Origin of the sequence: Zwartia hollandica (assembly GCF_019923725.1) — a bacterium.
Taxonomy (GTDB): domain Bacteria; phylum Pseudomonadota; class Gammaproteobacteria; order Burkholderiales; family Burkholderiaceae_B; genus Zwartia; species Zwartia hollandica.
In genome coordinates this window covers 366,874-378,657 of record NZ_JAHXRI010000001.1, presented here as the reverse complement: position 1 = coordinate 378,657, position 11,784 = coordinate 366,874, and the positions used below count along the sequence as shown (strand labels likewise).

14 protein-coding genes are annotated in these 11,784 nt (G+C 54.4%); 4 read left to right on the top strand and 10 right to left on the bottom strand.

Features of this window, described 5'->3' with window-relative positions; translation table 11 throughout:
* Positions 1–119: 119 nt before the first annotated feature.
* On the top strand, positions 120–434 hold the full coding sequence (locus KZZ10_RS01785) for a DUF3579 domain-containing protein (RefSeq protein ID WP_259659770.1): 315 nt from the start codon (positions 120–122) through the stop codon (positions 432–434).
* Between the two features lie 23 nt (positions 435–457).
* Here the strand turns inward: KZZ10_RS01785 and KZZ10_RS01780 are convergent, their stop codons facing one another.
* The 10 genes from KZZ10_RS01780 to KZZ10_RS01735 all read right to left on the bottom strand — a co-directional run bounded on the left by KZZ10_RS01780 (position 458) and on the right by KZZ10_RS01735 (position 8,153).
* Complete coding sequence (locus tag KZZ10_RS01780) at positions 458–1,411, bottom strand: 2-hydroxyacid dehydrogenase (RefSeq protein WP_259659769.1); 954 nt, start codon at positions 1,409–1,411, stop codon at positions 458–460.
* Between the two features lie 172 nt (positions 1,412–1,583).
* On the bottom strand, positions 1,584–1,847 hold the full coding sequence (rpsT, locus tag KZZ10_RS01775; protein WP_259659768.1) for a 30S ribosomal protein S20: 264 nt from the start codon (positions 1,845–1,847) through the stop codon (positions 1,584–1,586).
* Positions 1,848–1,983: 136 nt separating this feature from the next.
* A complete protein-coding gene (gene murJ / locus KZZ10_RS01770) occupies positions 1,984–3,546 on the bottom strand; it encodes a murein biosynthesis integral membrane protein MurJ (RefSeq protein ID WP_259659767.1) in 1,563 nt (520 codons plus the stop codon).
* Positions 3,543–4,301, bottom strand: a complete 759-nt coding sequence (locus KZZ10_RS01765; RefSeq protein ID WP_259659766.1) for a 3-hydroxyacyl-CoA dehydrogenase — start codon at positions 4,299–4,301, stop codon at positions 3,543–3,545. Before KZZ10_RS01765 ends, murJ begins: the two co-directional genes overlap by 4 nt.
* 41 nt (positions 4,302–4,342) lie before the next feature.
* Positions 4,343–4,993 (bottom strand): adenylate kinase, encoded by a 651-nt coding sequence (gene adk / locus KZZ10_RS01760; RefSeq protein ID WP_259659765.1) that lies wholly within the window; start codon positions 4,991–4,993, stop codon positions 4,343–4,345.
* An 84-nt stretch (positions 4,994–5,077) separates the two neighbouring features.
* Positions 5,078–5,857, bottom strand: coding sequence for a 3-deoxy-manno-octulosonate cytidylyltransferase (gene kdsB, locus KZZ10_RS01755; protein ID WP_259659764.1), 780 nt, complete (start codon positions 5,855–5,857; stop codon positions 5,078–5,080).
* 18 nt (positions 5,858–5,875) lie between these two features.
* Entirely contained in the window at positions 5,876–6,064 is a 189-nt protein-coding gene (locus KZZ10_RS01750; protein WP_259659763.1) for a Trm112 family protein, read from the bottom strand.
* 17 nt (positions 6,065–6,081) lie between these two features.
* A complete protein-coding gene (gene lpxK / locus KZZ10_RS01745; RefSeq protein WP_259659762.1) occupies positions 6,082–7,146 on the bottom strand; it encodes a tetraacyldisaccharide 4'-kinase in 1,065 nt (354 codons plus the stop codon).
* Complete coding sequence (locus KZZ10_RS01740; protein ID WP_259659761.1) at positions 7,143–7,547, bottom strand: ExbD/TolR family protein; 405 nt, start codon at positions 7,545–7,547, stop codon at positions 7,143–7,145. Before KZZ10_RS01740 ends, lpxK begins: the two co-directional genes overlap by 4 nt.
* Before the next feature lie 12 nt (positions 7,548–7,559).
* On the bottom strand, positions 7,560–8,153 hold the full coding sequence (locus tag KZZ10_RS01735; RefSeq protein ID WP_259659760.1) for a MotA/TolQ/ExbB proton channel family protein: 594 nt from the start codon (positions 8,151–8,153) through the stop codon (positions 7,560–7,562).
* Between the two features lie 268 nt (positions 8,154–8,421).
* On the opposite strand from KZZ10_RS01735, the gene xseA reads away from it, so the two are divergent.
* The 3 genes from xseA to pcaF all read left to right on the top strand — a co-directional run bounded on the left by xseA (position 8,422) and on the right by pcaF (position 11,784).
* A complete protein-coding gene (gene xseA / locus KZZ10_RS01730; protein ID WP_259659759.1) occupies positions 8,422–9,783 on the top strand; it encodes an exodeoxyribonuclease VII large subunit in 1,362 nt (453 codons plus the stop codon).
* A gap of 114 nt (positions 9,784–9,897) precedes the next feature.
* Complete coding sequence (sodB, locus tag KZZ10_RS01725) at positions 9,898–10,476, top strand: superoxide dismutase [Fe] (RefSeq protein ID WP_259659758.1); 579 nt, start codon at positions 9,898–9,900, stop codon at positions 10,474–10,476.
* Between the two features lie 102 nt (positions 10,477–10,578).
* Positions 10,579–11,784 (top strand): 3-oxoadipyl-CoA thiolase, encoded by a 1,206-nt coding sequence (pcaF, locus tag KZZ10_RS01720; RefSeq protein ID WP_259659757.1) that lies wholly within the window; start codon positions 10,579–10,581, stop codon positions 11,782–11,784.

Below are 11,784 nucleotides of genomic sequence, written 5' to 3'. Positions count from 1 at the left end.
AAAATACCTTCAAAACAGGATTGCTTTGGAAGGTGTAAAACATCAATCATATACAATCTAAGACTCAGGCTTGTGAATCAGAAGTTTGCGGGCCCTGATTTCGGCGTTACGGGTTAGGCATGGCATCTGAAGTCCGCTACTTCGTCATTTATGGCGTCACAAACTCTGGCAATACTTTTCGCCCCAGTGACTGGGCCGAACGGTTGGCTGGCGTTCTTGCTCCGTATCGACCACCAGCCACCCTCGGTGGACATCTTTCCTATTCCCCTTATGCCGTACCGACGACATTGGACGGTATGCGTTGTGTTGTCTTTGATGAGCGGCTACGAGCGCTTGAGCCGCTCGCCTGGAAATTTGTACAAGACTTTGCAAACGATAACCAGCTTCAGACTAAACGCGATCTGACCGAAGACCCCCTGAATCGACACGATTAAGTTGGAGGCCGCTCGTCATGCATTCAGACGATTTCGGTCAGAACCTTGCCACTCTTTAAGAACGCTTCAATGTTGTCGAGCATGCAGTCTGTCATCGCACGTCGGGTTTCATTTGTGGCGCTTGCAACATGCGGCATGAGGACGACGTTGTTCATGGTCTTGAGTTGATCTGGAACTTTTGGTTCTTTTTCAAAGACGTCGAGACCCGCGCCACCGAGCGCGCCTTCGGCTAGGAGTCGAACCATTGCTGCTTCGTCTATGACGGTGCCTCGGGCAATATTCACCACGATCCCTTTGGGGCCGAGAGCGCGAAGAACCTCTTCATTGATTAACCCTTTTGTGCTTGGTCCACCTACGGTCGCAATCACCAGAAAATCGCTCCAGCGCGCGAGTTCGACTAACGAGTCGATGTAACGGTAATCCACATCCTTGCGCGCGTTGCGATTATGGTAGGCGACCTCCATATCAAAACCGAGACCACGACGCGCGATTGCTTCGCCGATGCGCCCCAGGCCGACCACGCCAAGTTTTTTGCCGCTAACGCGTGTACCTAGCGTGAGGCTTCCTGCTTTGTTTTCCCAGTTGTTGGCGCGCACAAAGCGATCGCCCCATGCGATGTTGCGACAGGCTGCAATGAGTAAGCCCCAAGCTAAGTCAGCGACGCAATCGTTCAGGACATCTGGTGTGTTGCTAACTAAAATGTTGCGTGCACGCGCCGCATCGATATCGATCGTGTCGTAACCCACGCCCCAGCTACAGATGGCGCGCAGCTTTGGCAGGGCAGCGATCACTTTGGCTTGACAACCATGATTGGCAGAAGTGGCGATGACTTCGATGTCTTGCGCATGTTCGCGCAAAAATGCATCTGGATCTGTGGCCTTCCAGTACTGCAGTACATCGTACTTGCTAGCGATTTCGGCATCGGCCGGTGGATGCCCCGCATAGGAGCCAATTTGCAGAATACGAGGTTTGGTCATGGTGGGGCGAATCATCCAGTCGAGTTGAGATAACTAGGCAATGAACAAGGCTATGTCGCGACAAAAAAACAAAACAGCCCAGAAGGGCTGCTTGACTGCTTAGATGCCCCAAGTACGTAAGCGCTTGGGATCTACAGAACTATGTTGCCACGCGTTGCGCGGCCTGTCGAGCTTAGGCTAGCGACTTAATCGCAGCGGACAAACGGCTCTTGTGGCGAGCAGCTTTGTTTTTGTGGATGATGTTCTTGTCAGCCACGCTATCGATCACGCTAGTTGCTTTTTGCAATACGGCAGAGGCAGCAGCCTTGTCGCCAGATTCGATCGCAGTGCGAACGCGCTTGATAGCGGTACGCAACATGGAGCGCAGGCTCGAGTTGTGCTGGTTGCGAACGACCGATTGGCGTGCACGTTTGCGGGCTTGGGCGGTATTTGCCATGAATTGTCTGTCTTATTAAGTTACGGTGAAAAACAGCGTAGAAAAGTCTAAGCCAATAATATTAGCACTAAGTGCATGAAATGCCAAATCAATTTTTGGTTTGTTTGCTAGATAAGTCGATGTAAACATTGGGGAGTCAACGGGGGGCGCGACGGAAGTGGCGGGGCCGTATGCCAACGAGGGCGAGCCCAAGCAGATAGACGAACACGCTCACCCCTAATACGGCCGCCAGCAACGCAATTCGCAAAAAGGGAGTGCCCTGAAGTGCAAGCCAATCGATATGTTGGGAGGCAAGCCAAAGTGGCACGGCCATACAAAGAAGCGCAAAGCATTGTTTAGCTATAAATAGGGTCCATCCAGCGCCGGGTTGGTAGATGCCCTGGCGACGTAACCCGACATATAGCGCCAGGGCATTGAGGCAAGCGCCTAGGCCAATCGCGAGCGCCAAGCCAGCATGCGCTAGCCAAGGCACCAATGCCAGGTTAAAGAGTTGTGTACACAATAAAACCGCCACCGCAATTTTGACCGGTGTTCGGATGTCTTGCTTTCCGTAAAAGCCTGGAGCCAGAATCTTTACCGCTAACAGGCCAATGAGTCCGGCCGAATAGGCCATGACAGCGGTACGCGTTTGCATCACATCCGCCCCGGTAAAAGCACCATAGTGGAACAGGGTAGCAACCATCGCATCGGCCATCAGTATCATGCATAGGGCTGCGGGCAAACCTAGTACAAGAACCAAGCGTAGCCCCCAGTCTAGAAGCTGACTGTACTGTGTCTTGTCCGGATCGGCATTGGCCTTGCTTAGGCTCGGCAATAAGACGGTTCCGAGTGCCACACCAATCAAGGCTGTGGGAAACTCCATCAATCTGTCCGCAAAGGAAAGCCAGGTGACGCTACCGGGTGTCAGCCAGGTCGCGATATTGGTATTGATGAGTAATGAAATCTGTGCAACCGATACACCAAGGGTGGCGGGCAGCATCTGGCGCATGATTCGCCGAACCGTCGGGTCTTTGAGCGCCGGACCGATCGGAGTGAGCAAGCGTGGTCTGAGCTTCATGTGCGATAAGGCCCACCATTGCATGGTGAACTGAGCAATGCCTCCGACCATCACGCCAATTGCAAGCGCGTAGATGGGTTGTTCCAGACGGCCCGCAAGTAAAAAACTACTGCCGATCACAGAGAGGTTTAAAAGCACGGGCGTAAAGGCGGGGATGGCAAATTTACGCCAAGTATTGAGTACCCCCGAGGCGAAGGCCACGAGCGACATGCAGATGATGTAGGGGAACATTAACCGCGTCATCCAGACTGCGGCATCGAACTCGGCAGCCCGTGCAGGGCTTGTCAGTCCACTGGCCATGGCCATGACAACCCAGGGCGCGCCTATGACGCCGATCAGCGTGATGACAAATAAGGCAACGAATAAAGTGACTGCGACTCGATCGAGTAGAACCTGAATGGCCTCCGGTTGCTCAGAATGTTCGGTCCGCACTTGCCCGAGGATTGGTACGAAGGCCTGTGCAAAAGCACCTTCAGCAAATAAGCGTCGCAACAAATTGGGAATACGAAACGCTACCCAAAACGCGTCGGTCAGTGCACCTGCGCCGAAGGTGCGCGCAATGATGATGTCGCGCGCCAAGCCGGTGATCCGAGAAAGCAGCGTAAAGCTGCTGACGGTCGCGGCAGCGCGCAGCAGGTTCATTTCGGAGCGAGGCGGATCGCACCATCGAGACGAATCGTTTCGCCGTTAAGCATCTCGTTGGTCACGATCTGGTGGACAAGCTTGGCGTAGTCATCGGGGCGCCCGAGTCGTGAGGGGAAGGGGATGCTGGCAGCCAATGAATCCTGGACGGCCTGTGGCATGCCGAAGATCATGGGCGTACCAAAAATACCTGGTGCAATCGTGCAGCACCGAATGCCCGAGGGTGCTAAGTCGCGCGCAATGGGCAGGGTCATCCCGACCACGCCCGCTTTTGAAGCGGAGTAAGCCGCTTGCCCAATTTGGCCGTCATAAGCGGCGACCGAGGCCGTGTTGATCAGCACGCCACGTTCACCGGTTGATTCTGGGTCGTTTTTACTCATTGCTTCGCTCGCTACGCGAATCATGTTGAAGCTGCCGATCAGGTTGATACTAATTACTTTCTGAAACATATCAAGCGGGTGGGCGCCATTTTTTCCGACTGTTCTCGCTGCTGGTGCAATACCCGCGCAGTTTACGAGTCCAAATAGTTTGCCGAGCTCGAGAGCTGTAGCGACAGCGGCTTGGGCGTCTTTTTCTTGCGTGACGTCACAGTGTATATACCGTTGTCCTAGCTCCGTGGCGAGGGCTTGGCCGGCCTCGTCTTGTACATCGGCCAACAGCACTCGCGCGCCGTGTTGCGACAGCATTTTGGCTGTGCCAGCGCCTAGGCCTGATGCGCCACCGGTGACGATGAAGACTTTATCTTTGATTTCCATGGATTCTGTGAGTGCTTTGAAATAGGGGATTAATGCGCGCTCTAGGCAAGCGCTTTGAAAACTTTGTTTTTTATGTCGTCAACGGAGCCGACTCCCTCGACTTTACGGTAGCGTGGTGCTTTGCTATCGGCAGTGGCCCACGCCGAGTAGTAGTCGACGAGTGGACGTGTTTGATCTCGGTAGACTTGCAGGCGATGGCGCACGGTTTCTTCTTTGTCATCATCGCGTTGAACCAGTGCATCGCCAGTGAGATCATCTCGCTCTGCCACTTTGGGTGGATTGAAACGTACGTGGTAGCTTCGCCCACTTGCGGGGTGTACGCGCCTTCCGCTCATGCGTTCAATAATGTCTTCTTCAGGTACTGCGATCTCGACTACAAAATCTAACGCCACGTTGGCATGCTTTAGTGCATCGGCTTGGGGTATGGTCCGCGGAAAGCCATCGAACAGGTAGCCGGACTGGCAGTCTGGTTGAAGCAATCTGTCCTTGACCAAACCAATGATGATGTCATCGGAAACAAGCCCGCCGGAATCCATAATTTTCTTTGCGGCCACACCTAAGGGTGTGCCAGCTTTAACCGCTGCGCGCAACATGTCGCCCGTCGAGATTTGTGGAATACCGAAGTGTTCAGTAATGAACGCCGCTTGCGTACCTTTGCCGGCGCCTGGGGGTCCAAGCAGGATAAGACGCATGTGAACTCCTGAAGCATTAAGTAGAGAGGACGGTTGATATTATGCCGCATTGCAGCAGGGGGTGCAGAGGGAGGCTCTAAGCGCTTACCCTGAGGGCTTGGTGCGCTGCAGGATGGTTTCTCTGACGCGCTCAAGATCCGCTGATGTGTCCACGCCAGCGCCGGGGTGGCTATTGAGCGGTAAAACCGCAATCGAATATCCGTGCTCCATCGCGCGTAACTGCTCAAGGGACTCGATTTGCTCAAGCGTTCCGGGAGGCAGAGTGGGAAATACTTTCAGAAAACTGACGCGCAAGGCATAGAGCCCGATGTGATGCCTGGCAGGAAGGCCTGGAGCCAACACCCTTTCACCTTTTGCCAGCGCATCTCGATGCCACGGTATAGGAGCCCGGGAAAAATACAGGGCGCGACCCTGACGGTCGCACACTACCTTAACAATATTTGGATTAAACAAGGACTCTGCATCGACGATGGGTGCAGCGCACGTTGCGATGGCCGCTGCGCTGTCGCTCGCAAGGAGGTCGGCTACTTGATTAATCAGGGCTGGGTCAATGAGTGGCTCATCGCCCTGCACATTGACAACGATGGCATCATCGGCAAGTGAGAGAAGCCTTGCCGCTTCTGCAAGGCGATCTGTACCGGAAGGGTGAGTCTCTAGCGTCATGAGGCATTTCACCCCAAAGGTCAGACAAGCGTTTGCAATGTCGGGATGATCCGTGGCGACAACGACATTCGAGGCGCGAGATTGAGACGCTTGTTCAGCAACTCGAATGACCATCGGTTTGCCCCCAACGTCTGCCAGCATTTTTCCAGGAAGTCTGGTCGAGGCGTGCCTGGCGGGAATGAGGACCGTAAACGGGTGCATGAAGATTGACCCGTTCGTTTAGGCTGGAAATTCGGGTTCTTGTGCTGAAAGAACGCGTGCTTGGCCCTCTAACATCACTGGCACGCCATCACGCACTGGGAACGCAAGGCGATCGACTCGGCAGACTAGCTCTGTATGATCGGAATTTGCATAGAGGCGCCCTTTGCACAGGGGGCAGACTAAGAGATCGAGTAGACGGGTTTGCATAACGGTATTGTAATCACTCAGCGTAAGGCTGTCTGTATTCGGCGCAGCCGCTCGTGCAACCAGTCAGCGAAGCTTGGATCTGAAAATGTACTGTGCGTCTGTGCGACCCAGATTTTGCTGTCTAGTAAAAGGTTGCACTTGATGGCATCCTTGGAGGTGATCAGTACGAGATCAGCCTCGGGCGCGTCAAGTGTGTTGGCGTTGAAGGCGCAGTGATCGGGAAGCGCTGTGGTTAGTGGAACCTGCAAGCCTAGCGCGCGCAGATCCGCAAAAAAACGCTCTGGCGCTCCGATTCCAGCGAAAGCGGCCAGCGACTTGTTTTTACAAAACTGTAAGAACTGACTGGGGTCGAGTCGCTGCCCGCTTTGCATTTGTTGAAATCCCGATATGCGCATGCGGGCGACGAGCTCCTTGGGCGCAAGGTTCAAGCTGGGGGGGGCGATCTGGGTTTCAGTCAACCGAGTGATGAGTGCATCGACCGTGCGTAAACGCGAGGGCGGGTCGCGTAGAGGCCCTGCAGGCAATAACCAACCATTGCCAACCCCACGCACATCTTGTACGAGCAGTTCGATGTCACGCATCAGGGTGGCGTGTTGTAGACCGTCATCAGACACAATCACATCTGTCTGTGGATAAGCCTGCATTAACGCTTGCCAAGCAAGGCGACGATTCGGGTGTACAGAGATTGGTGCACCAGACTCTTGTGCGATCAGTGCGGGTTCGTCCCCAAAATGCGAAGGGTCAAGGGCGCCGGAGCCCGTTCGGGCCTCAGAGCCTGCTCTGACCCCGTAGCCTCGGCTAATTACGCCTGGCCGCCACCCTTTGGCGCGAAGTTCTTCAAGAATCGCGATAACGATCGGCGTTTTGCCCGTACCCCCGATGTAGAGGTTGCCCACGACGATGAGAGGAACGGGAGCCCTCGTTGTGCACTCGGCGATCGAGCGTAACAGTACTCGACGCAACGACAACACAATGAAGGCCAACAAAGAGAATGGCGAAGTTAGCCAGGCCCATAAACCTTTATGTTGCCATTGTTGGTGTAACCAGCCTACTAGACGAGGCCCGGGGCTGGGCGCTTTCAATCGCGCGCCTGGGTCGCGAAGTGCACCCGTCCTATCCCAGCTTCGCGCGCGGCCTGCATCGCGAATACAACGAATTGATGGGCGGCAAGGCTGTCGGCGCGGATGAGTACGACCGACTGATCTGTCCGCTGTCCAGCGGCCTTAAGTGTGAGGACGAGTTCGTTGCTTGCGACGAGTTTGCCAGCAACTGCAAAGCGTCCATCTTGGGAGATGGCAAGCTCGATGGGCGCGGCATCGCTTGCCTCAGCATTCGCTTGCGGTAAGTTGATTTTGATCGCTTGTTGGCGAGTAAATGTAGTGGTGGCGGCCAAAAAAATCAGCATGACCAACAGCACATCGATCAGTGGAATCAGGTTGATGTCTGGACCATCATCGCTCTGGTTGGCATGACGAAAGTTCATGGTTATTGAGTCTTAGCGAAGGTTTGCAGCCACTTGGCGAGCGGCCTGCTCCAGCTGTATCAACAGCCCTTGGACACGCGTTTTAAAGTGCCTATGCGCAATCACGGCAGGGATGGCGATCAGAATGCCGAAGCCGGTGTTGTAAAGCGCAATCGAAATGCCTCGCGCGAGCTCCGTAGGGTCTGAACCATCGGGACGGTACGCGGCGAAAATTTCAATCATGCCTACAACCGTCCCAAATAAACCCATCAGAGGCGCAATGGTTGCGACCGTCGCCAAGGCGGCGAGATAGCGCTCGAGCTGAAACGCGACATCTCGTCCTGCATCTTCAACCACAAGGCGCAGTTCGTTAGGCGGTAGAGCACGATGGGTGAGTATGACGGCAAGCACCTGGCCCAGCGGTGAGGATTTACGAAGTTTTTCGATCGCCTCTGGGTTGTCGGCCTGAGCACGGACCATTTGAAGTACTTGAGTGGTGAGCTCTGGCGGTGCGATTCTGCGACTTTGGAGGCTAAGCGAACGCTCGATCACAATCGCCATTCCTGCGATAGACACTAAAATTAAGAGCCAAATAGGCCAGCCAGCCTGGATAACGATTGAATGCAAAACTTACCTCATGGCAGGGGTGATAAATCTATCCACAGAAGTTGTGGATAATTATGTGCGTATCTTTGGAAGTTACGGAAAACAATGGCTTTCCCTTCGTTGATCAAAAAATGAGCAATCTTGAGGGCAATACTAATAAACTCAATTAATTCAAATGCTTATAGAGAAATTGTAATTGAGTTTAGTACATGTGGCTAGATTTTATTATGTCACAATGACTTAATTGGATTTTATTGCGTTTGTGGACATATATGCCTCGCAGAGCCTCATGAATAAAGAATTATTGACCGAAAACTCAAGCCAGACGCGGGATATTTTGTCAGTTAGCGAGTTAAATCGCGCTGTTTCGCGTTTGCTTGAGCAAAGCTTTGATGTGAGTTGGGTGCGCGGCGAGATTTCCAACTTTACGCCTGCCGCTTCGGGGCATTGGTACTTCACGCTTAAGGACGACGCTGCCTCTGTCCGTGCAGTGATGTTTAGGGGGCGTGCCTCCGCGGTGGGTTTTTCGCCTAGGTCAGGCGATTCGGTCGAAATTCGGGGCCGTGTCACGCTCTATGAGGCCCGCGGTGAATATCAGATCCAGGTTGAGCAGATGCGTCGGGCAGGTCTGGGTTCGCTGTTCGAGGCGTTTGTTGCGCTCAAAGCTAAGCTCGAAGCCGAGGGCTTGTTTGACCCTGGGCAAAAGCGCAGTCTGCCTCTCTACCCGCGGTCAGTCGGAATTGTTACTTCCTTGGCTGCGGCGGCGTTACGTGATGTGCTAACGGCCTTGGCGCGCCGCGCGCCGCACTTATCGGTGGTGATTTATCCGGCTGCTGTGCAAGGTGCCGAGGCCGCGTTGCAATTGCGCCAAGCGCTCGCACAAGCCAATGAGCGTCGCGAAGTCGATGTTGTTTTGTTAGTTCGCGGGGGCGGCAGTATCGAGGATCTATGGAGCTTTAATGATGAGGGGCTAGCGCGTGATATTGCCTCGAGCTTGTTACCCGTTGTTGCAGGGGTCGGACACGAAACGGACTTCACCATTGCAGATTTTGTGGCGGATGTGCGGGCGCCGACCCCGACGGCTGCGGCAGAGCTAGTATGCATGACGCGCGCTGAGCTCTTGTCCGAGGTGCAGGGTTTCGCTGAGCAGCTCAAGCGAGAGATGCAACGTAAGCTTGAGCGGCTAGCGCAGAGGCTAGACCGCGCCAGCGCTGCGGTGGTGTCGCCCGGCGAGCGTTTGGTTCATCAGTCCGAAAGACTAAGCGGGCTAAAGTTTCGTTTACAGACAGCTTGGCAACAGTCGGCGCAGCGCAGACAGTCATTGGCTAGTCGAGTTCAAGATCGTCTGCAGGTGCAGTTGCCAGATTTGACATTGCGGCAGGCTCGGCTGGAGCGCGCTGCGCGCGGGCTTGTTGCGGCGCAGCAACGCTTGCGGATGGACAAAGGAGCCAGGCTTGGGGCTGTACAAGCCCAATTGCGCGCACTAAGCCCTTCGCACACCTTGGCACGCGGTTACGCAATCGTGCGCACGGCCCAGGGCGGTATTGTTCGGCAAGCTAACAGCCTAACGGTTGGCAATCAGCTAGACGTCACCCTTTCGGAAGGGGGTGTAACCGTGCAAGTCGAACATATCCGAAAGACACCGTCGTAAGGGAGTCCTAAGCTTAACCCCTAGCGTATTAAGGGATGTGTGCCGCTTCAGGTGGTGTTCGATACAATAGGCATAGCGTGTTTGTTTTACCTTCATTCAAGAGGATTTGCAGCAATGGCCCACACACTTCCAGCTTTGCCCTATGCCATGGATGCCTTGGCACCGATCATTTCGAAAGAAACGCTCGAATTCCACTATGGCAAACATCATCAGACTTATGTCACCAACCTCAATAACCTGATTCCCGGCACAGAGTTCGAGTCGGCTTCACTTGAGGAAATCGTCAAAAAATCGACAGGCGGCGTGTTTAACAACGCAGCGCAGGTCTGGAACCATACGTTCTACTGGAACAGCATGGCACCGAATGCCGGCGGAGAGCCGACAGGCAAGCTTGCTGATGCGATCAAAGCGAAATGGGGCAGTGTTGCTGCCTTTAAAGAAGCGTTCAATAAGTCGGCCGCAGGCAATTTTGGCTCTGGTTGGACATGGTTGGTTAAGAAGCCCGATGGCTCAGTGGACATCGTGAACACCAGTAACGCCGCTACGCCATTGACGACAGCTGACGTGCCTTTGTTGACCTGTGATGTTTGGGAGCACGCCTACTACATCGATTTTCGTAATGCACGCCCAAAGTATCTCGAGAGCTTCTGGAGTCTTGCGAATTGGTCGTTCGCCGCTAAGAATTTCGGTTAAGCATTCTCTGCAGCGTAGATGCCGGCTTCGCGCCGGCATTTTTTTTGCGTGATGCGCTAACATTCCTTTATTGAGAATTCTTAAAAAAAAGGGGAACAAGTCATGGCAATCGACGCTTTTATTTGTGATGCAATCCGGACGCCATTTGGTCGATATGGTGGCGGGTTGGCGTCAGTTCGGCCTGATGATTTGCTCTCGATTGCCGTCCGAGAGTTGGTTGCGCGTAATCCGAAGGTTGACTGGACCAAACTCGATGATGCCTTGATGGGTTGTGCAAACCAAGCAGGGGAGGACAACCGTAACGTGGCGCGCATGGCCACGCTGTTGGCTGGTTTACCTGATGTGGTGCCCGGCGGCACGATTAATCGGCTTTGCGGTTCGGGCATGGATGCGGTTGGTACAGCGGCACGCGCCATTCGTTCCGGAGATGCGTCCTTGATGTTAGCCGGTGGCGTAGAGAGCATGACACGTGCGCCCTTTGTCATGGGCAAAGCCGATTCAGCCTTCTCGCGCAGTGCCTCGATTTTTGACACAACGATCGGTTGGCGCTTCGTCAACAAACTGATGAAGGCTAAATACGGCGTAGATTCTATGCCAGAGACTGCGGAGAATGTGGCCGATCAATTTAAGGTCTCACGTGAAGACCAAGATCTCTTTGCAATGGCGAGTCAAGAGAAAACTGCAGCAGCCCAAAAGTCAGGATTCTTTGACAGTGAGATTGTGAAAGTGTCGATCGCACAAAAGAAGGGCGATCCCCTTGTGGTCGCGTGCGATGAACACCCGCGTCAAACCAGCATCGAGGCACTCGCGAAGCTGAAGGGGGTGGTGCGGGAAGGCGGTTCTGTCACGGCTGGTAACGCCTCAGGTGTAAATGATGGAGCGGTTGCCATGCTGGTCGCAAGCGAAAAAGCGGCACAGGCACACGGGCTAAAGCCCCGCGCGCGTGTTGTGGCGATGGCAACGACTGGTGTCGAACCACGCATCATGGGCATTGGTCCCGCCCCTGCGTCCGAGAAAGTTCTTGCGATGACTGGGCTGAAGATGTCGCAGATGGATGTCATCGAATTGAACGAAGCCTTCGCTGCACAAGGTTTGGCTGTGCTGCGCCTGCTTGGAATCGCTGACAACGATCCGCGCGTTAATCCAAATGGCGGCGCGATTGCGTTGGGACATCCGCTTGGCGCCAGTGGTGCGCGGTTAGTGATGACTGCGGTGCATCAACTGGAGCAGACCGGAGGCCGTTATGGTCTTTGCACGATGTGCATTGGTGTGGGGCAGGGTATTGCGCTGATTGTTGAGCGCGTTTAA

Bases quoted from the DNA above. Each gene is read 5' to 3' on its own strand.
- KZZ10_RS01785 (WP_259659770.1), top strand. From the start codon at position 120: ATGGCATCTGAAGTCCGCTACTTCGTCATTTATGGCGTCACAAACTCT.
- KZZ10_RS01780 (WP_259659769.1), bottom strand. From the start codon at position 1,411: ATGACCAAACCTCGTATTCTGCAAATTGGCTCCTATGCGGGGCATCCA.
- rpsT (WP_259659768.1), bottom strand. From the start codon at position 1,847: ATGGCAAATACCGCCCAAGCCCGCAAACGTGCACGCCAATCGGTCGTT.
- murJ (WP_259659767.1), bottom strand. From the start codon at position 3,546: ATGAACCTGCTGCGCGCTGCCGCGACCGTCAGCAGCTTTACGCTGCTT.
- KZZ10_RS01765 (WP_259659766.1), bottom strand. From the start codon at position 4,301: ATGGAAATCAAAGATAAAGTCTTCATCGTCACCGGTGGCGCATCAGGC.
- adk (WP_259659765.1), bottom strand. From the start codon at position 4,993: ATGCGTCTTATCCTGCTTGGACCCCCAGGCGCCGGCAAAGGTACGCAA.
- kdsB (WP_259659764.1), bottom strand. From the start codon at position 5,857: ATGCACCCGTTTACGGTCCTCATTCCCGCCAGGCACGCCTCGACCAGA.
- KZZ10_RS01750 (WP_259659763.1), bottom strand. From the start codon at position 6,064: ATGCAAACCCGTCTACTCGATCTCTTAGTCTGCCCCCTGTGCAAAGGG.
- KZZ10_RS01740 (WP_259659761.1), bottom strand. From the start codon at position 7,547: ATGAACTTTCGTCATGCCAACCAGAGCGATGATGGTCCAGACATCAAC.
- xseA (WP_259659759.1), top strand. From the start codon at position 8,422: ATGAATAAAGAATTATTGACCGAAAACTCAAGCCAGACGCGGGATATT.
- sodB (WP_259659758.1), top strand. From the start codon at position 9,898: ATGGCCCACACACTTCCAGCTTTGCCCTATGCCATGGATGCCTTGGCA.
- pcaF (WP_259659757.1), top strand. From the start codon at position 10,579: ATGGCAATCGACGCTTTTATTTGTGATGCAATCCGGACGCCATTTGGT.